Raw genomic sequence first — 23710 nt, 5'->3', positions numbered from 1 at the left:
CAATCAGGAGGTTGGCTTAGAAGCAGCCATCCTTTAAAGAAAGCGTAACAGCTCACTGATCAAGCGATCCTGCGCGGAAAATGTAACGGGGCTCAAGCCAGTCGCCGAAGATATGGGTTCACGTAAGTGAGCGGTAGCGGAGCGTTCCGTAAGCCGGTGAAGGTCAGGCGTGAGCCTGGCTGGAGGTATCGGAAGTGAGAATGCTGACATGAGTAACGATAAGGAGTGTGAGAGACACTCCCGCCGAAAGACCAAGGGTTCCTGCGTAAAGCTAATCTGCGCAGGGTTAGTCGGCCCCTAAGGCGAGGCTGAAAAGCGTAGTCGATGGGAAGCAGGTAAATATTCCTGCACCAGCCAGAAGTGACGGATGGCGTAACTTGTCAGGGCTTATTGGATTGTCCTGGCATGGAAGTTGTCCCTGGAAATAACTCTGGCAGAGACCGTACCCGAAACCGACACAGGTGGTCAGGTAGAGCATACCAAGGCGCTTGAGAGAACTGTGCTGAAGGAACTCGGCAAATTGCACGCGTAACTTCGGAATAAGCGTGACTCTGCTTAGGGCAACCTTTGCAGAGTGGCACAAGCCAGGGGGTAGCGACTGTTTAGCAAAAACACAGGGCTCTGCGAAGCAGCAATGCGACGTATAGGGTCTGACGCCTGCCCGGTGCCTGAAGGTTAAAGGGAGTTGTGAAAGCGACGAACTGAAGCCCAGGTAAACGGCGGCCGTAACTATAACGGTCCTAAGGTAGCGAAATTCCTTGTCGGGTAAGTTCCGACCTGCACGAATGGCGTAACGACTTCCCCACTGTCTCCAGCACAGGCTCAGTGAAATTGAATTCCCCGTGAAGATGCGGGGTTCCCGCGGTCAGACGGAAAAACCCTATGAACCTTTACTATAGCTTCGCCTTGGCGTTAGCGACCGTATGTGTAGGATAGGTGGGAGGCTATGAAACCGGGGCGCCAGCTCTGGTGGAGCCATCCTTGAAATACCACCCTTACTGTCGTTGACGTCTAACCGAGGGCCGTTATCCGGTCCCGGGACATGGCGTGGTGGGTAGTTTGACTGGGGCGGTCGCCTCCTAAAGTGTAACGGAGGCGCGCGATGGTGGGCTCAGACCGGTCGGAAATCGGTCGTCGAGTGCAATGGCATAAGCCCGCCTGACTGCGAGACTGACAAGTCGAGCAGAGACGAAAGTCGGCCATAGTGATCCGGTGGTCCCGCGTGGAAGGGCCATCGCTCAACGGATAAAAGGTACTCTAGGGATAACAGGCTGATTTTGCCCAAGAGTCCATATCGACGGCAAAGTTTGGCACCTCGATGTCGGCTCATCACATCCTGGGGCTGGAGCAGGTCCCAAGGGTTCGGCTGTTCGCCGATTAAAGTGGTACGTGAGCTGGGTTCAGAACGTCGTGAGACAGTTTGGTCCCTATCTGCCGTGGGTGTTCGAAGCTTGAGAGGATCTGTCCCTAGTACGAGAGGACCGGGATGGACATACCTCTGGTGGACCTGTCATGACGCCAGTTGTGCAGCAGGGTAGCTAAGTATGGAATAGATAACCGCTGAAAGCATCTAAGCGGGAAACTAACCTCAAAACAAGGCTTCGCTGAGGATCGTGGAAGACTACCACGTTGATAGGCCAGGTGTGGAAGCGCGGCGACGCGTGAAGCTTACTGGTACTAATAATCCGATCGGCTTGATCGTTTCTCAGCAAAACTCATTCGATCTTTAACAGACAATGTCTTCTCAAATAATCTGCTGTCCGCCTGGTTGACCTGGTGGTTATGTCGGAGGTTCCCCACCCGATCCCATTCCGAACTCGGTCGTTAAGCCCTCCAGAGCCAATGGTACTTCGTCTCAAGGCGCGGGAGAGTAGGTCGCCGCCGGGTCTACCAGTCGGACAACAGATTATCTGAAAACTCTCTCGAACTCTTCCTTCACAACACACCCATCTGCCGCGGGATGGAGCAGCCCGGTAGCTCGTCAGGCTCATAACCTGAAGGTCGCAGGTTCAAATCCTGCTCCCGCACCCAAATCTACGAAAAGCCCCGTCGGTCAAAACCACGGGGCTTTTTGACGTCTGAGGCGACGTCCACCGAGCCAGCCCGGGTCGGTTCCGGCGATCCTCCGCGGGATCCGCCGTATGCGGCCGGCTGCAAACAGCCGTCTGAACTGCCGGTACAGTGGAGCTTTTGTCGCCAAGGCACGTTAACCTCCCCGCTTCATCGGGGATCGTCATGTCTGCACATCGTTACGTCGCGTTCGGTCTGATGGGGGCCATGTCGCTCTCGTCCTGCAACAGGCCGGATGAGCCGGTCGAGCCGGCGACGCCGGTTACCGCTGCACCCGCGCCGGCAGGCCCCACCGCCCCGGCCATCGGTTATGCCTGCGAAAGCGGGCAGACCGTCAGCCTGCAGTACCCGGACACGGCGACGGCCCAGCTGACGTACAAGGGACAGCTGTATCCCCTGCGCCTGGTGCCTTCGGGCAGCGGCGCGCGCTACGCGGGGTCGGGCGTGGAGTGGTGGATCGCCACGCGCGACGGCCAAGAGAGCGCGACCCTGAGCCGTCTGGGCCCGAACGACGACGTCGGCGTCGCCGTGCTGGAACGGTGCAGCCGACCGTCGGCGAACCCCGCCCTGCCGGTGCCGGGCCCGTCGCCGCTGCCGCAACCGGCCCCGGGGGGCGTCCTGCCGGCGGCCACGCCGTGCCAGGCGTCGAACCTGCGGCTGGGCGCGGCCGGCGGCGATGCCGGTGCGGGAAACCGGGTCGGAATCGTCAGCGTCCTGAACACGGGCCCGGCCGCCTGCGGCCTGGCGGGATATCCCGCGCTGAGCCTGCTGGGCGCGCAAGGCCGTCCGATCACGACTCTGCGGGTCGACCAGAACCCCAACACGGCCACGCCCGTTTCCATCCCGCCGAACGGCCGCGCCTATTTCGACGTGGCCTGGACGGTCGTGCCGGACGAGGGCGCGGGACAGACGGTCTGCCCGTCGGTCGCACAGATCGCGGTGCGGATCGCGGGCAGCCCGACGCCGCTGACGATGGCCATGGCGTTCCAGCCGTGCGGCGCGCGCATCCGGGTCAATCCCTACCGCGCGTCGGCCGATCCGGCGGATGCGCCCGCCCCGATCCCGGCCTCGGCGACGACCTGACGGCTTTCCCCGGTCGGGGGGAGGGGGTATGACCCGCCGATGCAGACAGCGACCTTCCACGACCGCATCGCGGCCGAGCTTTCAGACATCGACGCCCAGGGGCTGACCAAGCCCGAGCGGGTGATCCAGTCCCGCCAGGGTCCGGTGATCGAGGTCGGTGGACGCCAGGTGCTCAACTTCTGCGCCAACAACTATCTCGGTCTCGGCGGCGACGACCGTGTGGTGGCAGCGGCCAATGCGGCGACGGACAGGCGCGGTGCCGGCACGGCCTCGGTCCGCTTCATCTGCGGCACGCTGGACATCCACAAGGAGCTGGAGCGGGCGATCGCCGACTACCTCGGCTTCGAGGATTCGATCCTGTTCGCGGCGGCCTTCGACGCCAATGGCGGCCTGTTCGAACCGCTGTTCGGGGCCGAGGATGCGATCGTCTCGGACAGTCTGAACCACGCCTCGATCATCGACGGGGTGCGGCTGTGCAAGGCCAAGCGCTACCGGTTCGCCACCTCCGACATGGCCGATCTGGAAGCCCAGCTGAAAGCCGCGCGGGCGGACGGCGCGCGCGACATCGTCATCGCCACCGACGGGGCCTTCTCGATGGACGGCTATATCGCGAAGCTGGACGAGATCCGGGTTCTGGCGGACCGCTACGGTGCGCTGATCATGGTCGACGACTGCCACGCCACGGGCTTCCTGGGGCCGCAGGGCAAGGGGTCGTACGCGCACCACGGGGTCAAGGTCGACTTCGTCACCGGCACCTTCGGCAAGGCCCTCGGCGGGGCCATGGGCGGCTTTATCTGCGCGACCTCGGAGGTCGTGCAGCTGCTGAAACAGCGCGCGCGGCCCTATCTGTTCTCGAATGCCCTGGCCCCCTCGATCTGTGGCGCCTCGCTGGAAGCCATCCGCATCGCGCAAGGGCCGGAGGGCGACACCCTGCGCACCCAGTTGACCGCCAACGCCGCCCGCTTCCGGAGCGCGATGACCGAGGCGGGGTTCGATCTGCTGCCCGGCCAGCATCCGATCGTGCCGGTCATGCTCGGCGACGCCAGGCTGGCGCAGACGATGGCGGCGCGGATGCTGGAGCTGGGCGTCTATGTCATCGGCTTCTCCTTCCCCGTCGTGCCGCGCGGCGCGGCGCGCATCCGGACGCAGATGTCGGCGGCCCATACCTTCGACCATATCGACCAGGCGGTCGCGGCGTTCACGACCGCGGGCAGGGAACTGGGTGTCATCTAGGTGAGTGAGACGACGCACCGGGTGCGGATCGACGGGCGATCGATCCTGACCCGGGCGGACTTCTACGCCGCCGTCGAGTCCGTCGAGGGCACGCCGGACTGGATGGGGCGTAACCTCGACGCCCTGTTCGACGTGCTGGTCGCCCTCTGGCCCAAGCCGACCGTGCTGGAATGGACGCATGCGGCGTTTTCGGCGCGGGCGATCGGGCCGGACTTCGAAATCATCACCGGTGTGCTACGGGACGCCCAAACAGAGCCGTGTTCGCGCTTCACCCTGCGGGTGTTCGACGGCGAGGCCGATCTTCAGGAGCAGACGCAATGACCGACACCATGAAGGCCCTCGCCAAGACCGGCCCCGGCATCGGGCTCGAACTGATTGACGCGCCGATCCCCGTCGCGGGGCCGGAGGACGTGCTAATCCGGGTGCACCGCACGGCCGTATGCGGCACCGACATCCACATCTGGAACTGGGACGAGTGGTCCCAGAAGAACGTCCCCACGCCGATGATCACGGGCCATGAGTTCTCGGGCGAGATCGTGGCGATCGGCTCGGACGTGAACCGGCCGCTCAAGATCGGCCAGCGCGTGTCCGCCGAAGGGCACGTGATCGACCTGAACTCCGAAGCGGCCCGCGCCGGACACTTCCACCTCGATCCACATACGCGCGGCATCGGCGTGAACCGTCAGGGAGCCTTCGCCGAATTCGTGGTGGCGCCGGCCTTCAACGTGATCGAGCTGCCCGACGACGTGTCCTACGAGGTCGCCTCGATGCTGGATCCGTTCGGCAATGCGGTGCACACGGCGCAGCAGTTCGACCTGCTGGGCGAGGACGTGCTGGTCACCGGTGCCGGGCCCATCGGCATGATGGCGGCGGCCGTCGCCCGTCACGCCGGCGCGCGGACGGTGGTCCTGACCGACATCAACGACTTCCGTCTGGAGCTGGCCCAGAAGGTCGCCCCGGGCGTGCGCACCGTGAACACGATGAACGAGGATCTGCGCGACGTCATGAAGGAGTTGGGCCTGAAGGTCGGCTTCGACGTGGCGCTGGAGATGTCGGGCTCGCCGATCGCCTTCAAGCAATGCGTGGACACCCTGATCATGGGCGGCGGCATGGCGCTGCTGGGCATTCCGTCCAAGCCGATGGAGACGGACTGGGGTGCGATCATCCTGAAAGCCCTGACGATCAAGGGCGTCTACGGGCGCGAGATGTTCACGACCTGGCGCAAGATGCTGGGCCTGCTGAAGGCGGGGCTGGACCTGGAGCCCCTGATCACCCACCGTCTGGCTTACGACCAGTACCGGGAGGGATTCGACGCCATGAAGTCGGGTCAGTCCGGCAAGGTCATTCTGGATTGGGACAAGGCTGCCTGAAGGGGCAGCAGCCTGACCGCCTTGGGGGGCTGAATGAGCGCGATCGTCGATTTCCTCAAAGGGGCGGGGACCGACGGGGCGGGCCGGACGGTCTTCGAGGTGGTCGCCATGGACGACCGCACGATCGAGCGCAGCCACGACTTCATCCAGTGGCTGTTTCCGCTGGATGCCCCGTCGGGCGCGAACCGCAACGCGCCGGTGCTGGGCCCGGGCGACGTCGCGGCCATCCACGACTGCGGCATGGCCCAGATCGCCCTGGCCGCCGCCACGGACCGGATGTCGGTCTTCTATCAGCGGAACACCCACTGGCTGGTCGTGCATGACCACAACCACCTGCGGATTACCCGGATCATCAAGTCGCTCAGGCTGCTGCGTGGGCCGGGCGAGGCGGAGGACTTCCACAGCCTGATCCTGAGACTGGACGAGGCAGCCGGCCGGCCGGTCAGCGTGGGAAGCCGGCGGTACTGGGCGGAAGCCTAGGCCTTCAGCAGCTTGATGAGGGCCGGTTCAAAGCTCTTGGTGTCGGGGCCCGGCAGGACGTCGGCGATCCGGCCCGTTTCAAAGAGCTCGAACACCTCGGGGTGGATGTAGGAGCCCCTGCAGACCGTGGGGGTGTTGCCGAGCAGGCCGCTGACGGCCTTGCAGCACTGGGTGATCTTGCGCTTCGCGTCGGTCGGGGAGGTCGGCGGCTCCATGTCGCGCAGAGCCCGCGCGGCCGAAACCGTGCCGGCCCAGGTGCGGAAGTCCTTGGCCGAGAACTCGTCGCCCATGGCCTCGCGGATGTAGGCGTTGACGTCGTCGGAGGTGATGGCGACCAGATCGCCTTCGGCGTCCCGGTACTTGAACAGTTGCTGGCCCGGCAGGTCGCGGAGGGACCGGACGACGGTGGCCAGGCGGCGGTCCTTGACGCTGACCTTGTGATCCACGCCGCTCTTGCCCCGGAAGGCGAAGGACAGGCCCGCGCCGTCGACCTCGAGATGGCGCTTGTGCAGGGTGGTCAGGCCGTAGCTGCGGTTCTGCCTGGCATACTGGGCATTGCCGACGCGGATCAGGGTGATCTCCAGCAGACGGACGGCGGTGGCCAGGACCTTCTCGCGCGTCGCGCCGCGTTTGCCGAGATCGGCCTCGACCTGATCGCGGAGCCTGGGAAGGGCCTTGGCGAAGGCCGACATCTTGTCGAACTTGTTGCCGGACCGGTGGGTGCTCCAGTCGTTGTGATAGCGGTACTGCTTGCGGCCCTTAACGTCGCGGCCGGTGGCCTGGATGTGGCCGGAGGCGCGGGGGCAGATCCAGACGTCGGTCCAGGCGGGAGGGATGGCCAGCATGCGGATCCGGTCCAGCACCGCCTTGTCCCTGATGACCTTGCCGTCGGCGTCGCGGATCGAGAACCCCTTGCCCGAGCGCAGGCGCGCCAGGCCGGGGTGGGCGTCGCTGCAGTACGTCAGGCCCCGGGGCACCTCGACGGCGGCGGTGAAGGTGTGGCTGCCGTCGGGCATCGGGCGAAGTCTCCGGATCAGGAACGGCGAACGTCGCATTCGTGCGCACGGTTCCTCTTGACCCGGACGGTGTCCAAGGTGACGCAGGACCATGAACTATCGCCACAGCTTCCACGCCGGGAACTTCGCCGACCTGGTCAAGCACGCCCTGATGCTATGGCTGCTTCGGACGCGTCAGGCGGCCGGACCGGTGGTCGTGCTGGATACCCATGCCGGGGCGGGCCTCTATGACCTGACCGGCGACGCGACCCGCTCCCGCGAGGCCGAGGCGGGGGTCGAACGGCTGATGGCCACCGCCGAGCGCCCGCCGTTGATCGAGGCGCTGGCGAGCGAGGTCGCGACGCTGAACCCCGGGGGCGGGGTGCGCTTCTATCCGGGGTCGCCGGTCCTGGTCGCGCGAAGGCTGGGGGCGGACGACGCCTATGTCGGCTTCGAGCTGCGCGAAGAGGTGGCGGGCCTGCTGCGCGAGAGCCTGACCGGGTTCGCCCGGGTGCGGGGCGAGATCGGCGACGGTTATGATCTGGTCCGGGCCGAGGCCCGGCGGACGAAGGCCCCGCTGGTGCTGATCGACCCGCCGTTCGAGCGGCCCGACGACTATTTGCGCGCAGCGGACACCGCGGCGGCGATCGTGACCGCTGACCCCGGGGCGATCGTCGCGATCTGGACGCCGTTGAAGGATCTGGAGACCTTCGACGGTTTCCTGCGGCGACTGGCGGCGGGGACGAAAGCCCCGACCCTGGTGGCCGAGGCGCGGCTGAGGCCCCTGACCAATCCGATGAAGATGAACGGTTGCGCGATGGTGGTGGTCAATCCGCCGGCCGGGGCCGACGCGGCGGCGGCCGAAATCTGCGGCTGGGTGGCCCGAACGCTGGGCGATGCGGGTGCCAAGGGTGAGGTCTGGCGGGTCTGATCCGGACTCCAAAACACCGTCCGACCCGTCCGACCCGTTCGGCCTTTGCGGGGAGGAACCGTGTCGCTGTACGAATGTCAAAGACCGCTGCGAGCCATGGCTAGCATGCCGCTGCGTCAGATCCGGACGTACCCCCTATTCGATGACTTCGCCGGCCTCGTAGAGGTTGGGTTCGAAGGTGGCGATGGCCATGATGGGGCTCATGGCGGCGGCGACGGCCGGGTTGCGGGTCATGGCCTTCCAGTCGGCGACCGAGCGCCACACCGCGTGGTTGGCGACGGTCTTTCCGTTCAGCCCCCGGTGCAGGGTGGCGGACACGAAGCCGGGGAGGCCCACCTGCGCGCGGGTCATGGCGGTCAGCAGGTCGATCAGGGCGTCCTGCCTGTCGGGCTGCACCTTGAAGACATTGATCAGCACGACGGGAACGGGATCGGGATCGATCGTGGCGTCGGTATCGGTCATGGCGGCCCTCTAGCGCGAATGGCCTTGTCCCGCCATCGAACTTCGTCCCCATATGGTCCCCATGAAGCCCATCGCGATCCTGGAGACCGGCAAGCCGCCCGAGGCCCTGGCCGACGCCTTCGACGACTATCCGGCGCGGTTCCGGGCCCTGCTGGGCGAGGGCGTGGCGACGGTGCGGTTCGACGTCCAGGCCGGGCGACTGCCCGCGGACCCCGAGGCCTTTCAGGGGGCCATCGTCACCGGGTCGGCGGCGGGGGTCTATGACGACCTGCCCTGGATCCCGCCCCTGATGGACTGGCTGAGGGGCGCGCGCGGCCGGACCCGGCTGGTCGGCATCTGTTTCGGGCACCAGGCCATGGCCCATGCCTTCGGCGGTCGGGTGCAAAAGTCGGACAAGGGCTGGGGCATCGGCCTGCACCGCTACGCGGTCACCGCGCACGAACCGTGGATGTTCCCCAAGGCCGCCTCGATCGCCATTCCGGTCTCGCACCAGGATCAGGTGCTGACCCCGCCCGCCGATGCCCGGGTGATCGCGGCCAGCGAATTCACCCCCTACGCGGGTCTGGCCTGGGACGACGCCATGTCCTTCCAGTGCCACCCGGAGTTCCAGCCGGAATACGCCGCCGCCCTGGTCGAGAGCCGGCGGGGATCGCGCATCCCGGAGGCCCTGGCGGACGAGGCCGTGGCCAGTCTGGGGCGGGCGAACGACCGGGCGGTGCTGACGGCCTGGATCCGGGCCTTCCTGATGCTGACGCCGCCGCCAGTGGAGGGGGAGGGGAGCGGGATCTAGGCTAGGCGACGGTGTCGTCCCCGCCTGGTCGCTGACGCGACCTGTCCTCCCCATTCGCCCTTCGGCGATAGGGAGGTGACACGGTCTGCAACTTCAGGTTACCTCCCCATTCGCGTAGGCGAATGGGGAGGACAGACCGCGCAGCGGTCAGGAGGGGGCGAGACGGTGCCGGACGGGATCAGCTACACGCGCGCCAAGGCCATGCGACGGGTGATGACGCCGCCGGAAGCGCGGCTGTGGGCCTGCTTGCGAGGCTCGCGGTTTCGCAATCTGAAGTACCGACGTCAGCATCCCGTCGGACCCTACATCCTCGACTTCTACTGCGCGGCGGCCCGGCTGGGCGTGGAAATCGATGGGATGGGGCACGCGTCGGACGAGCAAGCGGCGCATGATCGGCGGCGGACGGCGTGGCTGGGCGGGCAGGGGATCAAGGTCATCCGTCTGCGGGCCGAGGACGTGCGGACGGAGCTGGACGGCGTGCTGACGTTTATCGGTGAGGCGGTGCGGGCGAGGCTTCGCGACTAGAGGGCGGCGTCGCCCCCTCCTGGTCGCTGGCGCGACCTGTCCTCCCCATTCGCCTTCGCGAATGGAGAGGTGACACTCCTTACGGCCACTTCACCACGGGCGGCATGGAGCTGAGGATCGACTCGACATTGCCGCCGGTCTTCAGCCCGAAGGTGGTGCCGCGGTCGTAGAGCAGGTTGAACTCGACGTAGCGGCCGCGGCGGATCAACTGTTCCTCGCGTTCGTCGTCGGTCCAGGCCTCGGACATGCGACGCTCGACGATGGCGGCATAGGTGTCGATGAAGGCCATGCCGACGTCGCGGGTGAAGGCGAAGTCCTTGTCGTAATCCCCGCTGTCGTGGTGGTCGTAGAAGATGCCGCCGATGCCGCGCATCTCGTTCCGGTGCGGCAGCATGAAATACTCGTCGCACCACTGCTTGTACTTCGGGTACCAGGCCGGGTCGTGGGCGTCGCAAGGGCTGCGCATTCCGGCGTGGAAGGCGACCGTATCCGGAGCCTCCTGCGTGCGTTCGACGTCCAGCACCGGCGTCAGGTCGGCCCCGCCGCCGAACCAGCTTTTCGTCGTGGCGATGAAGCGGGTGTTCATGTGCACCGCCGGCACCTTCGGGCTGACCGGATGGCAGATCAGGCTGATGCCGGTGGCATAGAAGCGGGGGTCTTCCTCGGCGCCCGGGACCGATTTCGCATAGTCGGCCGGGAAGGTGCCGTGGACGGTGGAGACGTGGACGCCGACCTTTTCGAACAGGCGGCCGTGCATCATGCCCATGACGCCGCCGCCACCCTCGTGCCGGCTCCAGGGCGTGCGGACGAAGCGGCCGGGCTCGCCGGGGAAGAGGTCGGCGGGGGCCGAGTCTTCCAGCTGTTCAAGCCGGGCGTGGATGCGGTTGCGCAGCTCCTCGAACCAGGCGCGGGTTTCGGTCTTCTTCAGATCCAGCGGATCGGCGTCGGGCAGGGGGGCTTGGCTCATGGCCTGGATTTCAACCACGGTTCGCCGCGCGCGTCACCCCGATCAGTGTGCGACGCCGCCTTCGGCGGGCTTGCGGCGCAGCTTGCCGACCTGATGCACGATCACGGCCAGCACGGCCCCGACGAGAACGCCGACGATCGCCGAGCCGATGGCCGTGACGATCCACGACACCACAGCGCCGCCGAACGGCAGGGCCGACCCCGCCGCGACCGAAGCGTGATGGATGACGTCGTCCGGCCAGGCGAAGCCGAGTTCGTGCGCGCCGTGCACCAGGATGCCGCCGCCGACCCAAAGCATGGCGGCGGTGCCGACGGTGGAGATGACGTCCATCACCACCGGCATCGCCTTGACCAGACCGCGCCCGAGCCCGCGCAAGGCCGCCGACCCGCCCTGGGCCAGATGCAGGCCGATGTCGTCCATCTTCACGATCAGGCCGACGACGCCATAGACCCCGACGGTGATCCCGAGGCCGACAAGGGCCAGCACGATGCCCTGGGTGATGATCGGGCTGTCGGCCACGTCGGCCAGGGCGATGGCCATGATCTCGGCCGACAGGATCAGGTCGGTCCGGATGGCCCCGGACACCTTGGTGGCCTCCAGCGAGGCGGGATCGTCGACGACCGCCTCGGCGACTTCGTGATGGCCGCCACCGAAGGCTTCCATCAGCTTCTCGGCCCCCTCGAAGCAGAGATAGGCCCCGCCACACATGAGCAGGGGCGTGATCGCCCACGGGGCAAAGGCACTGAGGATCAGGGCGGCGGGCAGCAGGATCAGCAGCTTGTTGCGGATCGACCCCAGCGCGATCTTCCAGATGATCGGGAGCTCGCGCGCGGGCGACAGGCCGGTGACGTAGCGCGGCGTGACGGCGGTATCGTCCACCACGACCCCGGCGGCCTTGGCGCTGGCCTTGCCCGCGGCGGCCCCGACGTCGTCGATCGACGCGGCGGCCAGTTTGGCGATGCCGGCGACGTCGTCCAGCAGGGCGGCAAGTCCGGAGGGCATGAAGTCACGACGCGAGCAGGGGAGGGGAGGGCGCACCGTGACATGATTGGGCGGCGCGCGCCAAGGCGAACGGGGGGCGGAGGCGCGTCCGGGCGCAACTTCGACGCGCGCGGGTCGTTCCGCCTGTGACCTGGGGGCAGGGAGACGATCATGCGCATGTCCGCCACAGCCTTCGTGGCTGCCGTATTCGCCGGGGTGGCCGGAGCCGCCATCGGGCAGGAGGCGGGACCCGCCCCCGACCAGCCGACCGCTGTGATGACGGCGGAGGACGCGGACCTGACCTGCGCCGCCATCGGCGAGGAGGCGGCGCAACTGAGCCAGGCCATGGGCGGTGCGCCCGAGGGCGGCCTGATCCGGTCCGTCGGCAGCGTCGCGCGATCGGGCGTCGCCATGCTGGTGCCGGGGGCCGGTCTGGTCATGGCCGGGGCGGACGCGATGACGCGCGAGGACCGGGAGCGCCGGGCGGCCGAGGCGCGCAGCCTGGCCTATCGCTGGTACTTTCTGAACGGCCTCGCGGCGGGGCGGGACTGCATGCAGTCGCAAGAGGCCGTCGCGCCGACGCAGCCCCCGGCCCCGCGGATCACGACCGCGCCCTAGGCGTGCCGCGCCGGTCGCTGCATGAACGATTCGTCACTGGCCTTCCCGGCGCGCCGGCGGCACGGTCGCATCGTCCAGTATCGTCCGAGGGTGCCATGATCCGAGCCAGTCTGATTGCCGTGTCCGCCCTGGCCCTCGCGCTGCCCGCCGCCGCCCAGGATCAGGCCGCTGTGCGTCGGATCCTGGAAACCACGCCGCTGATCGACGGGCACAATGACCTGCCCTGGGCCCTGCGCGAAGGCTTCGGCAACGATCCCCATGCCGTGGATCTGGCCACCGATCTGGATTCCAGCACCACGCTGCACACCGACATTCCCCGCCTGCGGGCCGGGGGAGTCGGCGGCCAGTTCTGGTCCGTCTATGTGCCCGCCCAGCTGGCACCGGTCGAGGCGGCCAGGGAGACGTTCGAGCAGATCGACACCGTCCGGCGCATCGTCGCCGCCCATCCCGAGACCTTCGAACTGGCCACCACCGCCGACGACGTCGTGCGCATTCACGCGGCCGGGCGGATCGCCAGCCTGATCGGGATCGAGGGTGGCTATTCCATCGACGATTCGCTGGCGCTGCTGCGCGAGTTCCACCAGGCGGGCGTGCGCTACATGACGCTGACCCATTCGAAGACCACGACCTGGGCCGACAGCGCGACGGACGCGCCCAAATGGGGCGGGCTGTCGCCGTTCGGGGAGACGGTGGTCCGCGAGATGAACCGGCTGGGCATGCTGGTGGACCTGTCGCACGTGTCGGAGGAGACCATGCTGGACGCCATGCGGGTGTCGGACGCTCCGGTCATCTTCTCCCACTCCTCGGCGCGGGCGGTGACCAACCATACGCGCAACGTGCCCGACAGCGTGCTGTCGCAGCTGGCCGAAGACGGGGGTGTGGTGATGGTCACCTTCGTGCCGGGCTTCGTCAGCGAGGCGAACCGCCAGTGGGGCATAGACGTCGGGGCGGAGATCCAGCGGCGTGGCCTCGACACCTCGGACACCGTCGCGCTGGAGGCGGCCATGAAGCCGTGGACCGACGCCCATCCTCGACCCAATGCCACGATCGCCGACGTCGTGGCCCATATCCAGCATGTCCGGAACGTCGCCGGCATCGACCATGTCGGCCTGGGCGGGGACTTCGACGGGGTGACGTCGCTGCCGGACGGGATCACCGGCGTGGACGCCTATCCGGCCATCCTGGCGACCCTGATGCAGGCCGGCTGGACCGAGGCCGACATCCGCAAGCTGGCGGGCGAGAACGTGCTGCGCGTGATGCGCGCCGCCGAGGCCGTGGCTGCGTCAAAGGCCGGCGAGCGGCCCTCGCTGGCGACCCTGCCGGTCGTGCCGCCGCCGGCCTGAGCGGCAGGACGACAGGCGTCTGCGACAGGCCGCCGCGTGACATCGCGGACGGTGGTCGGGAATGGTCAAGGTTGGCTACCGCTGGGCCATGACCCAGAAAGACGACATCCCGGTGGGCCTGCGCGCCCTGGTCCGCAACTTCGGCTGCCTGCTGTACCCCGTGGGTCTGGGGCTGGTCGTCGTGCTGGCCCTGTACATCAAGTCCCTGGTCTGACCGCCAGAACGGGTGAGCCAAGCCGGGCGCTTTGCGTTATGCACGCGTCATGGATCACCCCGCCTGGATCGCCATCGCCGTCTTCGTCGGCCTGAACTTCGCGGCCGCGACCAGCGGCAGCCTGTTCAAGCCGGGGGTCTGGTATGCCGGGCTGAACAAGCCGTCGTGGACCCCGCCGAACCTGGCGTTCCCGATCGTGTGGGGCCTGCTGTTCGCGATCAACGCCTGGGCCGGATGGCTGGTGTGGGAGACGGTGGGGACGGGGTCTCCGCTGGCGTTCGCCCTCTATGTCGTGTCCCTGATGCTGAACGCCGGCTGGTCGTTCCTGTTCTTCGGGCGGCGACGGATGGATCTGGCGCTGGTGGACGTGGCCCTGCTGTGGCTGTCGCTGGTCGCGATCATCGCGGTGTTCTGGACCCTGAGACCGTTCGCGGCCCTGCTGCTGATCCCCTATCTGACCTGGGTCACCATCGCCTCGGTGCTGAACCTGCGGATGCTGCAGCTGAACCCGGACGCCCGGCGCGCCAGCCAGGCCTAGGCTCAGACCGTCAGCGCGCGGGGCAGTTTGAAGGTGACGGTTTCCGGCTCGCCCGGATCATCGGCCAGGCGGACGTCGAAGCGGGCCTGAATGGCGGCGACCACCGCCTGGACCAGGGGTTCGGGGGCCGAGGCCCCGGCCGTGACGCCGACCGTGTCGACGGTATCGAACCAGGCCCAGTCGATCTGCGTCGCATCGTCGATCAGCCGGGCGTCGCGGGCCCCCGCGCGCAGGGCGACCTCGACCAGGCGCACGGAGTTGGACGAGTTCTTCGATCCGACCACCAGCACCAGGTCCGACCCGTCGGCCAGCTGCTTCACGGCCTCCTGCCGGTTGGTGGTGGCGTAGCAGATGTCTTCCTTGTGCGGGTCGGGCAGCTCCGGAAAGCGGCTCTTGAGCACGCCGACGATTTCGGACGTGTCGTCCAGCGACAGGGTCGTCTGGGTCGCATAGGCCAGGGGCTGGTCGCCGGGGCGCTGGAAGGTCCTCGCGTCCTCGACCGTCTCGACCAGGCTGATGGCGCCCTCGGGCAGCTGGCCCAGGGTGCCGACGACCTCGGGGTGGCCCGCGTGGCCGATCAGGATGATGTGCTTGCCCTGGGCGTGGTGACGCTCGGCCTCGACATGGACCTTGGACACCAGCGGGCAGGTGGCGTCGAGGAACAGAAGCTGGCGCGCCCGGGCATTGGCCGGCACGGACTTGGGCACGCCGTGGGCCGAGAAGACCACGGGCCGGTCGTCGGGGCAGTCGTCCAGTTCCTTGACGAAGACGGCGCCCAGACCCTTGAGCCGATCGACGACATGCCTGTTGTGGACGATTTCGTGCCGGACATAGACGGGTGCCCCGAACTTCTCGATGGCGCGCTCGACGATCTGGATGGCGCGGTCGACGCCGGCGCAGAACCCGCGCGGCGTGGCCATGCGCACGGTCAGGGGGCGGAGTCCGGCGCGGGGCGCAGCGGGCGAGGGGGCGAGAGCGTCCATGCGACCAACCTAGTCCTTCTGCGGCTTCCTCGCCACTGCGGGGGGCTTCACGGTTTGCGACGCCTCGCTTTAGCCGCTATCAGGCAGGAAGCCTGACCGGGTTCCCCGCCAGCGGTTCAGATTTCCGGATTCCGATACATGCGTCTTGCGACCGTCGCCCTCGCCGCCCTGGCGGTACTCGCCTCCGCCGGCACCGCGTCCGCCCAATATGGTTCCGCCGGCCAAGGCGGCCGCACGGGACAGCAGCAGGGCGGCCAGCAGCAGGCGCAGCCCGAGGAAGACGCGCGGCCGCCGCGGATCGCCCCCTTGCGCAGCCGCCCCAACGCCGGTCCGTGCCCGTTCGTGAAGGTGCTCTATGACGCGGCCCGCTACGTCGAGCTCGACGGTGGCCGCACCGCCGCCAGCGCGGTCGGCTATACCGGCGAGATCCAGGGCGTGACCGCCGGCTGCCGCTACTTCAACGACGACCCGATCGAGGTCCAGATGAACATCCTGTTCGATCTGGGGCGCGGACCGATGGCGCAGGGCGACCAGCGCACCTATCGCTACTGGATCGCGGTCACGGAACGGAACGAAGCGGTTCTGGCCAAGGAATATTTCGACCTGCCGGTGAACTTCGACGGATCGTCCACCGCGTCGGTGACCGAAGAGCAGTCGGTGGTCATTCCCCGCGCGTCGATCACCACGAGCGGCGGCAATTTCGAAGTCCTGGTCGGCTTCGAGGTGACGCCCGAGATGGCCGAGTTCAACCGCTCCGGCAGCCGGTTCCGCATCAACGCCGGCACGGCCGCGGCGACCCCTCCGGCCCAATGACCGATCTGAGAACCGCCCTGGGCGAAGCGGTCGCGGCCGCCTTCGCCGCCGAAGGCGTGGACGCGGCCCTGGCCCGCGTGACCACCTCGGACCGCCCCGACCTGGCCGACTTCCAGTCCAACGGGGCGCTCGCCGCCGCCAAGGCGCTGAAGGCCAATCCGCGCGAACTAGCCGGCCGCGTGGCCGAGCGGCTCGCCGCCGATCCCCGCCTGTCGGCGGTCGAGGTGGCCGGGCCGGGCTTCATCAACCTGAAGATCGCGGACGCCGCCCTGTCGGCCCGCGCGGCCGAGGTGGCGTCGGACGCCGACCATGCCGGGGCCTCGCCCGTCGCAGCGCCGCGCAAGGTCGTGATCGACTTCGGCGGTCCGAACGTGGCCAAGCCGATGCACGTCGGCCACCTGCGCAGCGCCATCATCGGCGAGAGCCTGAAGCGGCTGTTCCGGTTCCGGGGCGACGACGTCACGGGCGACGCCCATTTCGGCGACTGGGGCTTCCAGATGGGGCTGCTGATCGTGGCCTGCGGTGACGAGGGTCTGGCCGACGGCTTCATGGCCGACGGCGACGGGCCGTTCCCCGCCGAAAGCCCCGTGACCCTGGGCGACCTGGACCGGCTCTATCCGCTGGCCGCCGGGCGCGCCAAGGAAGACCCGGCGTTCCGGGACCGGGCCCGCAAGGCGACGGCGGAACTGCAGGGCGGACGGCCCGGCTATCTGGCGCTGTGGCGGCATTTCGTGGCCGTCAGCCGCGAGGCCCTGGTGCGCGAGTACGGCACCCTGGCCGTGGATTTCGACCTCTGGAACGGCGAGAGCGACGCCGATCCCCTGATCGCCGGCATGGTCGTCGACCTGAAGACCAAGGCCCTGCTGGTCGAGGACGACGGGGCCCAGGTGGTGCACGTCGCCAGACCGGGCGAGACGCGCAAGAAGAAGCTGGCCGACGGTTCGGTGGTCGAGGCCCCCAGCCCGCCCCCGCTGCTGGTCGTCAGCTCCGAGGGCTCGGCCATGTACGGCACGACCGACCTGGCCACCATCCTGGACCGCAGGAACCGGATCGATCCGGACCTGATCCTGTACGTCGTCGACGAGCGCCAGGCCGAGCATTTCGAGCAGGTGTTCCGCGCCTCCATCCTGGCCCGCTATGCCGAGCCGGGGTCGCTGGAGCATCTGGGCTTCGGCACCATGAACGGCACAGACGGCAAGCCCTTCAAGACCCGCGCGGGCGGGGTTCTGAAGCTGAACGACCTGATCACCCAGGCCACCGACAAGGCGCGCGATCGTCTGCGCGAGGCCGAGCTGGGGGCCGATCTGGACGAGGCCACGTTCGAGGATACGGCGCACAAGGTGGCCATCGCGGCGCTGAAGTTCGCCGACCTGTCGAACAGCCGGACCACCAGCTACGTCTTCGACCTGGACCGGTTCATGAGCTTCGAGGGCAAGACCGGGCCGTATCTGCTGTACCAGGTCGTGCGGATCAAATCCCTGCTGCGCCGGGCCGCCGAGCAGGAGGCCAAGGCCGGACTGGTGGCGATTTCCGAACCCGCCGAACGCGATCTGGCCCTGACGCTGGACGCCTTCGACCAAGCGGTGGTCGAGGCCTATGACAAGCGCAGCCCGCATGTGATCGCCGAGCACGCCTATCGACTGGCGCAGGCCTTCTCGAAATTCTACGCCGCCTGCCCGGTGCTGGCAGCCGCCGATCCGGCGACGGTGGGCTCGCGGTTGACGCTTTCGAAGGCGGCGCTGGACCAGCTGGTGATCGCGCTGGGCCTGCTGGGGATCGACGCGCCGGAGCGGATGTAGCCTTCACGACACGGACTCCGCCGGCTTCGCAGGGTTAACTGCACCGCTCTGGGGCGGGACGAGGCCGAGGCATGGCGCGGTCGGGGACGAGGGGAGGGCAGACGCCGGCGATCCGCCGCGACGGCTTTCGCCTGCCGGTCTTCCGCAAGCGGGCCCGGTTGTACGTCGACGGGTTCAACCTGCATCACGCCATCCTGGACCTGAACCGGCACGAGCTGCTGTGGCTGGACCTGATGGCCCTGGGGCGGGCCCTACTGCCGCCAGGCGAACGGCTGACCGGCGCCGTCTGGGTCAGCGCTCACCGGCCGCAGCGCAAGGACCGGATGCAGGCGATGATGGCCTATGAAGCGGCGCTGGTGGCGCGAGATGTGCGCTGCCTGATGGGCCATTTCGTCGTGCACGGCGATCATTGCCATGCCTGTGGTCACCAGTGGATGGACGCGACGGAAAAGCAGAGCGACGTCAACCTGGCCCTGTCCATCGCCGCCGACGCCGCGGCCGACCGTTTCGACACCGCCTACATCGTGACGACGGACGGGGACCACGCCGCCACCACCCGGTTCCTGCACGAAAGCTATCCGCACAAGCGGATCGTCAGCGTCGCGCCGCCGGGACGGGGGCACAATCGCCAGCTTCTGGAATGGGCCCATGCCCGGACCGAGATCGAGACCGGCATGCTGGAACGCTGCGGCCTGCCGGAGCGGGTCCTGACCCCGTCCGGCTATGTCGAGCGACCGACGGGGTGGCGCTCCAGAGCTGAGAGTCCACCCCCGCCCGAGCCCTCACCGCCGACGCCGGAGATCCAACGTGGCCACCTGCGGCTGGTCGTGTCGAACGCCTGATGCTATAAGTGCTAGCAGAGGAGTGCGCCGATGCCGGTGAACCTGCACGTCAGAAACGTCGACGACGACATCGCCCTGGCGCTGAAGAAGCGCGCGGCCGAGAACGGTCGGTCGGCGGAGGCGGAGCATCGCTACATTCTCGAACGCGCACTGATCGACAATCGACGCGCCGATGCCCTCAGGGCCATGGAAGAGCTTCGCCGTGCGACCGCGGGCGTTCGCCACACTCCATCGGAAGTCCTTGTGCGCGAAACGCGTGACGAAAGTTGAGGCTGGTCGTCGACAGCAGTGTCGCCGTCAAATGGTTCGTCACCGAAGCCCAGTCCGACGAGGCCCAGGTCCTTCTTGATCACGAATTGATCGCCCCGCAGCTTCTCGTTGCCGAGTGCGCCAATGTCTTCTGGAAGAAAGCCCGCAAGAATGAAATGACGCCGGGTCAGGCCATGATCGCCGCCGCCAATGTTTCAGGGGTTGTCGAGCTGATGGGTCTGTCGAACCTCGTCATGAGGGCGGTCGATCTCGCAAACCGCCTGCCTCATCCGGCTTACGACTGCCTCTATCTGGCCTTGGCCGAGATGGAGCGTTGCCCCTTGGTCACCGCCGATGTTCGGTTGCGCCGAAGGCTGGATGAGGCTGGGGATATCTGTGCCGCGGAGGTATTGACCCTCGACGCCCCGTTATTTGCCAGAGGACTGTCTTGACCGACCTGAACGCCTTTATCGACGGCCTGCCCAAGGCAGAGCTGCATCTGCATATCGAGGGCTCGCTGGAGCCGGAGCTGATGTTCGCCCTCGCCGAGCGGAACAAGGTCGCCATCCCGTTCGACAGCGTCGAGGCGGTGCGGGCCGCCTATGACTTCTCGAACCTTCAGGACTTCCTCGACATCTACTATGCGGGGGCCAACGTCCTGCTGACGCGGCAGGATTTCGAGGATCTGGCCTTCGCCTATTTCCAGCGGGCGGCGGCGGACAATGTGCGCCACGCCGAGATCTTCTTCGACCCCCAGACCCATACCGATCGCGGTGTTCCCTTCGGCGTGGTGGTCGAGGGGCTGATCGCGGGGATGGACCGGGCGAAGGCCGAACTGGGCGTGACGTCCGGCCTGATCCTGAGCTTCCTGAGGCACCTCAGCGAGGACGAGGCCTTCGCCACGCTGGAGATGGCCAGGCCGTACCTGCATCATTTCGTCGGCGTCGGTCTGGATTCCTCGGAGGTCGGTCATCCGCCGTCGAAGTTCCAGCGCGTGTTCGCCGCCGCCCAGGCGATGGGTCTGAAGCTGTGCGCCCATGCCGGGGAGGAGGGGCCGCCCGAGTATGTGTGGGAGGCGCTCGATCTGCTGCACATCGACCGGATGGATCACGGCAACCGGTCGATGGAGGATCCGGCCCTGGTCCGCCGGATCGTGGCCGAGGGGATGACGCTGACGGTCTGTCCGCTGTCCAATCACAAGCTGTGCGTCGTCGACGACCTGAAGGATCACCCCGTGCCCGAGATGCTGCGTCAGGGGATCCGGGTCACGCTGAACTCGGACGATCCGGCCTATTTCGGCGGCTATGTGAACGAGAACTACCGACAGCTGGCGGCCGCCGTCGGCCTGACGCGCGAACAGCTGACCCTGATGGCCCGCAACAGCTTTGCGGGCTCGTTCCTGGACGACGCCGCCAAGGCCGAACGGATCGCCGAGGTCGAGGCGTACGCGGCGACATGAAAAAGGGCGCTCCGCAGGGAGCGCCCTTTCTTCAGTCAGTCCGTGACGGCGATCAGATCGGCAGGATGGCCGTGCCGAACGCCCGCTTCAGCTCGTGCGCCGCGAAGGTCTGGGCCGCCATGGCGTCGGGGACGACCAGGGCCATGCCGAAGAACTCGTGCGTCGACCCGTTGAAGGTCTTGTGGCGCACGCTGGATCCGGCCTGTTCCAGACGCTCGGCCAGCAGTTCGCCCTCCGAGCGTAGCGGATCGATCTCGGCCAGGATGACGGTGGAGTCCGGCAGGCCGATCAGGTCGGCCTCGACCACGTTGACGCGCGGGTCGGCGGTCTCGGCCTCGCTGGCGAAGGTGTTCTTCACGAACCACTCGATCATCGCCTTGTTCAGGGGCTTGGCCTGGGCGTTCTCGACGTAGGACGGCGTGTTCAGGTCGTTGCCGACCAGCGGATAGACCAACACCTGATGCACCGGGGCCTGCAGGCCCTGATCGCGGGCGGCGATCGAGACGTTGATGGCCAGGTTGCCGCCGGCGCTCTCGCCCATCACGGCGATCTTCTGCGGGTCGCCGCCGAAGGTCTGGGCGTTGGCCAGAACCCATTTCCAGGCCGCCGTCGCGTCGTCGTGGGCGGCGGGGAATTTGTGCTCGGGGGCCTGGCGATAGTGGACCGAGACGACGATGACGTCGGCCATTTTCGACACGCCGCGCGGGCCGCCGTCATAGACGTCGAGATCGGCGATCACGAAACCGCCGCCGTGGAAATAGACCACCACGGGATGCAGCCGGTCCTCGGAATGTTCGTGCGGCTTGTAGATCCGGGCCTGCAGGGGACCGGCCGCGCCGGGGATGGTGATTTCGGTGGTCTTGACGCCCAGATCGGCGGCCGGGTCCTTGCCGTCCTTGCGCAGGAGCGACTTCACCGCGTCGGTCGGGGTCGGCTGACGGCGGGCCTCGGCGGCGTCCAGCGTCTCGATCGGCTTGCCGCCGAGCGACGCCAGTTCGTCCAGCACCTTCTGCATCTGACGGTCGGCCTTGGCCGGCGTGTCGCGGGGCTTGTCGGACTGGCCGAGAATCTTGTCGAGGATCGACATGTGAAATCCTTGCGTTTTGAGGGGCTTGTGGGGGTGCCGGAATAACCCGCAAGGCCCCGGGGGGTTCCGATACCGCTTTGCCGCGCTTGACTTGGCGGGGGAGTCGGGGCCTAGGTCGTCTCGATCTCGCGGGAGAGATCGGGCCGTCCAGCCTCCCCACTACCGGACGGACCCGGAGCCGAAGGCGCAACCGCCCCGGAAACGCTCAGGCAAACGGACCGCGAGAACACTCGGACGCTGGAAAGTCACCCCTTCGCGGGGGTGCGCCGACGGAGCAAGGCACGGATACGTCCGGGCCGGAATCTCTCAGGTTTCACAGACAGCGGGGGCGCGAAGACGGCGGAGCTTTTCGCCTCAACACGCGACCCTGAAAGCCTGTCCGCATGACCGATCAAACCCTGAAGACGACCGTCCTGAACGCCGCGCATCGTGCGCTCGGCGCGCGCATGGTCGGGTTCGGCGGCTACGACATGCCGGTCCAGTACGAGGGCGTCCTGGCCGAGCACCGCTGGACGCGCGAGCACGCCGGCCTGTTCGACGTCTCGCACATGGGCCAGTGCAAGATCACCGGTGCCGACGCCATCGCCCAGTTCGAGCGCTTCGTGCCCGGCGACTATGCGGCGCTGAAGGCCGGGCGTCAGAAATACAGCCTGCTGCTGAACGAGGACGGCGGCATCATCGACGACCTGATGGCGGGCAAGCCGGATCACGACGGCCTGTATGTGGTCGTCAACGCCGGCAACAAGGACGAGGATTTCGCCTTCTGGCGCGCCCACCTGTCGGGCGACGCGACCCTGACCGTGCTCGACGACCGCGCCCTGATCGCCATCCAGGGGCCGGAAGCGGCCGAGGTGATGATCGCCCACGAGCCCGTGCTGGCCGAGTTCGGCTTCATGGACTGCGCGCGGCTGATGCTGTTCGGGGTCGACTGCTTCGTCTCGCGCTCGGGCTACACGGGCGAGGACGGCTACGAGATCTCGGTGCCCGCCGCCGAGGCCGAGCGGGTCTGGAACACGATCCTCGAGGACGCGCGGGTCAAGCCGATCGGCCTGGGCGCGCGCGACAGCCTGCGGCTGGAGGCCGGCCTGCCGCTGCACGGCCACGACATCGATGCCACCACCTCGCCGGTGGAGGGCTCCCTGACCTTCGCCCTGTCGAAGTCGCGGATGGAAGCGGCCGATTTCAACGGCGCCGCGCGCATCCTGAAGGAACGGGCCGAGGGCCCGGCGCGGGTGCGCGTGGGCCTGAGCGTCAAGGAAGGCGCGCCGGCCCGTGAGGGTGCCGAGATCGCCGATGCGAACGGGACCGTCATCGGTACGGTCACCTCGGGCGGACCGTCGCCGACCCTGGGGCGCAACATCGCCATGGGCTATGTGCCGCCGTCGCACGCCGCGCTCGGCACCGACCTTCAGGTCATCGTGCGCGGCAGGGCCGCCGCTGCCGAGGTGATCGACACGCCCTTCGTCGCCCAACGCTATTTCCGCAAACCCAAAGTCTGAGAGACCGTCATGCATTTCACCAAGGATCACGAGTGGGTTCGGCTGGACGGCGATGTCGCCACCGTCGGCATCACCAAACACGCCGCCGAACAGCTGGGCGACGTGGTGTTCGTCGAGACCCCGGAAGCCGGCAAGACCTTCGGCAAGGGCGACAGCTTCGCCGTCGTCGAAAGCGTGAAGGCGGCTTCGGACGTCTATGCGCCCGTGTCCGGTGACGTGGTCGAGGGCAACGCCGCCCTGGCCGGCGCGCCCGAGACCGTCAACGCCGATCCGGAAGGCGAGGGCTGGTTCGCCAAGATCAAGGTGTCCGACGCCTCCCAGGTCGACGGCCTGATGGACCGCGCCGCCTACGACGCCTTCCTCGCCACCCTCTGATTTC

Annotated in this window: 26 protein-coding genes, 1 tRNA gene, 2 rRNA genes and 2 riboswitches (1 of these 31 running past the window's edge); of the genes, 23 read left to right on the top strand and 6 right to left on the bottom strand. The window is 67.5% G+C overall.

Annotated features, from left to right (window positions below):
* The 8 genes from BRESU_RS13660 to BRESU_RS13625 form a co-directional block, all read left to right on the top strand.
* Positions 1-1702, top strand: a 23S ribosomal RNA gene (locus tag BRESU_RS13660) (it extends 1081 nt beyond the left edge of the window).
* 70 nt (positions 1703-1772) lie between these two features.
* Positions 1773-1887, top strand: a 5S ribosomal RNA gene (gene rrf, locus BRESU_RS13655).
* 67 nt (positions 1888-1954) lie between these two features.
* A tRNA-Met gene (locus BRESU_RS13650) sits at positions 1955-2031 on the top strand.
* Positions 2032-2235: 204 nt separating this feature from the next.
* Entirely contained in the window at positions 2236-3153 is a 918-nt protein-coding gene (locus tag BRESU_RS13645) for a DUF4232 domain-containing protein (RefSeq protein WP_013270150.1), read from the top strand.
* A 39-nt stretch (positions 3154-3192) separates the two neighbouring features.
* Positions 3193-4386 (top strand): glycine C-acetyltransferase, encoded by a 1194-nt coding sequence (locus BRESU_RS13640; RefSeq protein WP_013270149.1) that lies wholly within the window; start codon positions 3193-3195, stop codon positions 4384-4386.
* Positions 4387-4707, top strand: coding sequence for a barstar family protein (locus BRESU_RS13635; protein ID WP_013270148.1), 321 nt, complete (start codon positions 4387-4389; stop codon positions 4705-4707).
* Positions 4704-5756, top strand: a complete 1053-nt coding sequence (gene tdh, locus BRESU_RS13630; protein ID WP_013270147.1) for an L-threonine 3-dehydrogenase — start codon at positions 4704-4706, stop codon at positions 5754-5756. Before BRESU_RS13635 ends, tdh begins: the two co-directional genes overlap by 4 nt.
* A gap of 33 nt (positions 5757-5789) precedes the next feature.
* Positions 5790-6236, top strand: coding sequence for an opioid growth factor receptor-related protein (locus tag BRESU_RS13625; RefSeq protein ID WP_013270146.1), 447 nt, complete (start codon positions 5790-5792; stop codon positions 6234-6236).
* Here BRESU_RS13625 and BRESU_RS13620 read toward each other — a convergent pair.
* Positions 6233-7252, bottom strand: a complete 1020-nt coding sequence (locus BRESU_RS13620; RefSeq protein WP_013270145.1) for a DNA topoisomerase IB — start codon at positions 7250-7252, stop codon at positions 6233-6235. The genes BRESU_RS13625 and BRESU_RS13620 overlap by 4 nt on opposite strands.
* Before the next feature lie 91 nt (positions 7253-7343).
* On the opposite strand from BRESU_RS13620, the gene rlmJ reads away from it, so the two are divergent.
* Positions 7344-8162, top strand: coding sequence for a 23S rRNA (adenine(2030)-N(6))-methyltransferase RlmJ (gene rlmJ / locus BRESU_RS13615; protein ID WP_013270144.1), 819 nt, complete (start codon positions 7344-7346; stop codon positions 8160-8162).
* A gap of 135 nt (positions 8163-8297) precedes the next feature.
* Here rlmJ and BRESU_RS13610 read toward each other — a convergent pair whose 3' ends face one another.
* A complete protein-coding gene (locus tag BRESU_RS13610; RefSeq protein WP_013270143.1) occupies positions 8298-8624 on the bottom strand; it encodes an antibiotic biosynthesis monooxygenase family protein in 327 nt (108 codons plus the stop codon).
* A 61-nt stretch (positions 8625-8685) separates the two neighbouring features.
* Here BRESU_RS13610 and BRESU_RS13605 point away from each other — a divergent pair, with 61 nt between their 5' ends.
* Positions 8686-9414 (top strand): GMP synthase, encoded by a 729-nt coding sequence (locus tag BRESU_RS13605; protein ID WP_013270142.1) that lies wholly within the window; start codon positions 8686-8688, stop codon positions 9412-9414.
* Positions 9415-9579: 165 nt separating this feature from the next.
* Positions 9580-9939, top strand: a complete 360-nt coding sequence (locus BRESU_RS13600; protein WP_013270141.1) for an endonuclease domain-containing protein — start codon at positions 9580-9582, stop codon at positions 9937-9939.
* Positions 9940-10018: 79 nt separating this feature from the next.
* Here the strand turns inward: BRESU_RS13600 and hemF are convergent, their stop codons facing one another.
* Positions 10019-10891 carry an oxygen-dependent coproporphyrinogen oxidase gene (gene hemF, locus BRESU_RS13595; protein WP_425358228.1) on the bottom strand — a complete coding sequence of 291 codons (873 nt, stop codon included), beginning with the start codon at positions 10889-10891 and terminating at the stop codon, positions 10019-10021.
* Between the two features lie 57 nt (positions 10892-10948).
* On the bottom strand, positions 10949-11908 hold the full coding sequence (locus BRESU_RS13590) for a DUF808 domain-containing protein (protein WP_013270139.1): 960 nt from the start codon (positions 11906-11908) through the stop codon (positions 10949-10951).
* Positions 11909-12058: 150 nt separating this feature from the next.
* Between BRESU_RS13590 and BRESU_RS13585 the strand changes: the two genes are divergently transcribed.
* The 4 genes from BRESU_RS13585 to BRESU_RS13575 all read left to right on the top strand — a co-directional run bounded on the left by BRESU_RS13585 (position 12059) and on the right by BRESU_RS13575 (position 14600).
* Positions 12059-12505, top strand: a complete 447-nt coding sequence (locus BRESU_RS13585) for a hypothetical protein (protein WP_013270138.1) — start codon at positions 12059-12061, stop codon at positions 12503-12505.
* 95 nt (positions 12506-12600) lie between these two features.
* Positions 12601-13848, top strand: a complete 1248-nt coding sequence (locus BRESU_RS13580) for a dipeptidase (RefSeq protein WP_013270137.1) — start codon at positions 12601-12603, stop codon at positions 13846-13848.
* Positions 13849-13909: 61 nt separating this feature from the next.
* Positions 13910-14062, top strand: a complete 153-nt coding sequence (locus BRESU_RS17570) for a hypothetical protein (RefSeq protein WP_013270136.1) — start codon at positions 13910-13912, stop codon at positions 14060-14062.
* Positions 14063-14111: 49 nt separating this feature from the next.
* A complete protein-coding gene (locus BRESU_RS13575; RefSeq protein ID WP_013270135.1) occupies positions 14112-14600 on the top strand; it encodes a TspO/MBR family protein in 489 nt (162 codons plus the stop codon).
* 2 nt (positions 14601-14602) lie between these two features.
* Here the strand turns inward: BRESU_RS13575 and ispH are convergent, their stop codons facing one another.
* Positions 14603-15583 carry a 4-hydroxy-3-methylbut-2-enyl diphosphate reductase gene (gene ispH / locus BRESU_RS13570; protein ID WP_013270134.1) on the bottom strand — a complete coding sequence of 327 codons (981 nt, stop codon included), beginning with the start codon at positions 15581-15583 and terminating at the stop codon, positions 14603-14605.
* A gap of 138 nt (positions 15584-15721) precedes the next feature.
* Between ispH and BRESU_RS13565 the strand changes: the two genes are divergently transcribed.
* The 6 genes from BRESU_RS13565 (at position 15722) to BRESU_RS13540 (ending at position 20745) form a co-directional block, all read left to right on the top strand.
* Entirely contained in the window at positions 15722-16396 is a 675-nt protein-coding gene (locus tag BRESU_RS13565; RefSeq protein ID WP_013270133.1) for a hypothetical protein, read from the top strand.
* Positions 16393-18195, top strand: a complete 1803-nt coding sequence (gene argS, locus BRESU_RS13560) for an arginine--tRNA ligase (protein ID WP_013270132.1) — start codon at positions 16393-16395, stop codon at positions 18193-18195. Before BRESU_RS13565 ends, argS begins: the two co-directional genes overlap by 4 nt.
* A gap of 71 nt (positions 18196-18266) precedes the next feature.
* A complete protein-coding gene (locus BRESU_RS13555) occupies positions 18267-19037 on the top strand; it encodes a PIN domain-containing protein (RefSeq protein ID WP_013270131.1) in 771 nt (256 codons plus the stop codon).
* 30 nt (positions 19038-19067) lie between these two features.
* Entirely contained in the window at positions 19068-19307 is a 240-nt protein-coding gene (locus BRESU_RS13550; RefSeq protein WP_013270130.1) for a FitA-like ribbon-helix-helix domain-containing protein, read from the top strand.
* On the top strand, positions 19304-19738 hold the full coding sequence (locus tag BRESU_RS13545; RefSeq protein ID WP_013270129.1) for a type II toxin-antitoxin system VapC family toxin: 435 nt from the start codon (positions 19304-19306) through the stop codon (positions 19736-19738). Before BRESU_RS13550 ends, BRESU_RS13545 begins: the two co-directional genes overlap by 4 nt.
* Positions 19735-20745: an adenosine deaminase gene (locus BRESU_RS13540; protein ID WP_013270128.1), complete on the top strand. Its 1011-nt coding sequence runs from the start codon at positions 19735-19737 to the stop codon at positions 20743-20745. Before BRESU_RS13545 ends, BRESU_RS13540 begins: the two co-directional genes overlap by 4 nt.
* 52 nt (positions 20746-20797) lie before the next feature.
* Here BRESU_RS13540 and BRESU_RS13535 read toward each other — a convergent pair whose 3' ends face one another.
* The gene (locus BRESU_RS13535; RefSeq protein WP_013270127.1) at positions 20798-21832 is read right to left on the bottom strand and encodes an alpha/beta hydrolase; all 1035 of its coding nucleotides are present in this window, start codon (positions 21830-21832) and stop codon (positions 20798-20800) included.
* A 119-nt stretch (positions 21833-21951) separates the two neighbouring features.
* Positions 21952-22063: riboswitch (glycine riboswitch) on the top strand.
* Between the two features lie 4 nt (positions 22064-22067).
* Positions 22068-22157: riboswitch (glycine riboswitch) on the top strand.
* Between the two features lie 58 nt (positions 22158-22215).
* Between BRESU_RS13535 and gcvT the strand changes: the two genes are divergently transcribed.
* On the top strand, positions 22216-23331 hold the full coding sequence (gcvT, locus tag BRESU_RS13530; protein ID WP_013270126.1) for a glycine cleavage system aminomethyltransferase GcvT: 1116 nt from the start codon (positions 22216-22218) through the stop codon (positions 23329-23331).
* 9 nt (positions 23332-23340) lie between these two features.
* Positions 23341-23706 (top strand): glycine cleavage system protein GcvH, encoded by a 366-nt coding sequence (gene gcvH, locus BRESU_RS13525; protein WP_013270125.1) that lies wholly within the window; start codon positions 23341-23343, stop codon positions 23704-23706.
* The last annotated feature ends 4 nt before the right edge of the window (positions 23707-23710 follow it).

This window comes from Brevundimonas subvibrioides ATCC 15264 (assembly GCF_000144605.1).
Classification (GTDB): Bacteria; Pseudomonadota; Alphaproteobacteria; order Caulobacterales; family Caulobacteraceae; genus Brevundimonas; species Brevundimonas subvibrioides.
Note: the sequence above shows the minus strand (reverse complement) of the source record. Positions and strands in the feature narration are given on the sequence as shown.

What these genes read in the sequence shown, in the direction of transcription:
- BRESU_RS13555 (WP_013270131.1), top strand. Translation starts at nt 18,267, where the DNA reads ATGGCGCGGTCGGGGACGAGGGGAGGGCAGACGCCGGCGATCCGCCGC.
- BRESU_RS13575 (WP_013270135.1), top strand. Translation starts at nt 14,112, where the DNA reads ATGGATCACCCCGCCTGGATCGCCATCGCCGTCTTCGTCGGCCTGAAC.
- BRESU_RS13610 (WP_013270143.1), bottom strand. Translation starts at nt 8,624, where the DNA reads ATGACCGATACCGACGCCACGATCGATCCCGATCCCGTTCCCGTCGTG.
- BRESU_RS13585 (WP_013270138.1), top strand. Translation starts at nt 12,059, where the DNA reads ATGCGCATGTCCGCCACAGCCTTCGTGGCTGCCGTATTCGCCGGGGTG.
- argS (WP_013270132.1), top strand. Translation starts at nt 16,393, where the DNA reads ATGACCGATCTGAGAACCGCCCTGGGCGAAGCGGTCGCGGCCGCCTTC.
- BRESU_RS13565 (WP_013270133.1), top strand. Translation starts at nt 15,722, where the DNA reads ATGCGTCTTGCGACCGTCGCCCTCGCCGCCCTGGCGGTACTCGCCTCC.
- tdh (WP_013270147.1), top strand. Translation starts at nt 4,704, where the DNA reads ATGACCGACACCATGAAGGCCCTCGCCAAGACCGGCCCCGGCATCGGG.
- BRESU_RS13605 (WP_013270142.1), top strand. Translation starts at nt 8,686, where the DNA reads ATGAAGCCCATCGCGATCCTGGAGACCGGCAAGCCGCCCGAGGCCCTG.
- BRESU_RS13645 (WP_013270150.1), top strand. Translation starts at nt 2,236, where the DNA reads ATGTCTGCACATCGTTACGTCGCGTTCGGTCTGATGGGGGCCATGTCG.
- BRESU_RS13625 (WP_013270146.1), top strand. Translation starts at nt 5,790, where the DNA reads ATGAGCGCGATCGTCGATTTCCTCAAAGGGGCGGGGACCGACGGGGCG.
- BRESU_RS13535 (WP_013270127.1), bottom strand. Translation starts at nt 21,832, where the DNA reads ATGTCGATCCTCGACAAGATTCTCGGCCAGTCCGACAAGCCCCGCGAC.
- gcvH (WP_013270125.1), top strand. Translation starts at nt 23,341, where the DNA reads ATGCATTTCACCAAGGATCACGAGTGGGTTCGGCTGGACGGCGATGTC.
- BRESU_RS13590 (WP_013270139.1), bottom strand. Translation starts at nt 11,908, where the DNA reads ATGCCCTCCGGACTTGCCGCCCTGCTGGACGACGTCGCCGGCATCGCC.
- ispH (WP_013270134.1), bottom strand. Translation starts at nt 15,583, where the DNA reads ATGGACGCTCTCGCCCCCTCGCCCGCTGCGCCCCGCGCCGGACTCCGC.
- BRESU_RS13550 (WP_013270130.1), top strand. Translation starts at nt 19,068, where the DNA reads ATGCCGGTGAACCTGCACGTCAGAAACGTCGACGACGACATCGCCCTG.
- BRESU_RS13620 (WP_013270145.1), bottom strand. Translation starts at nt 7,252, where the DNA reads ATGCCCGACGGCAGCCACACCTTCACCGCCGCCGTCGAGGTGCCCCGG.
- rlmJ (WP_013270144.1), top strand. Translation starts at nt 7,344, where the DNA reads ATGAACTATCGCCACAGCTTCCACGCCGGGAACTTCGCCGACCTGGTC.
- gcvT (WP_013270126.1), top strand. Translation starts at nt 22,216, where the DNA reads ATGACCGATCAAACCCTGAAGACGACCGTCCTGAACGCCGCGCATCGT.
- BRESU_RS13640 (WP_013270149.1), top strand. Translation starts at nt 3,193, where the DNA reads ATGCAGACAGCGACCTTCCACGACCGCATCGCGGCCGAGCTTTCAGAC.
- BRESU_RS17570 (WP_013270136.1), top strand. Translation starts at nt 13,910, where the DNA reads ATGGTCAAGGTTGGCTACCGCTGGGCCATGACCCAGAAAGACGACATC.
- BRESU_RS13580 (WP_013270137.1), top strand. Translation starts at nt 12,601, where the DNA reads ATGATCCGAGCCAGTCTGATTGCCGTGTCCGCCCTGGCCCTCGCGCTG.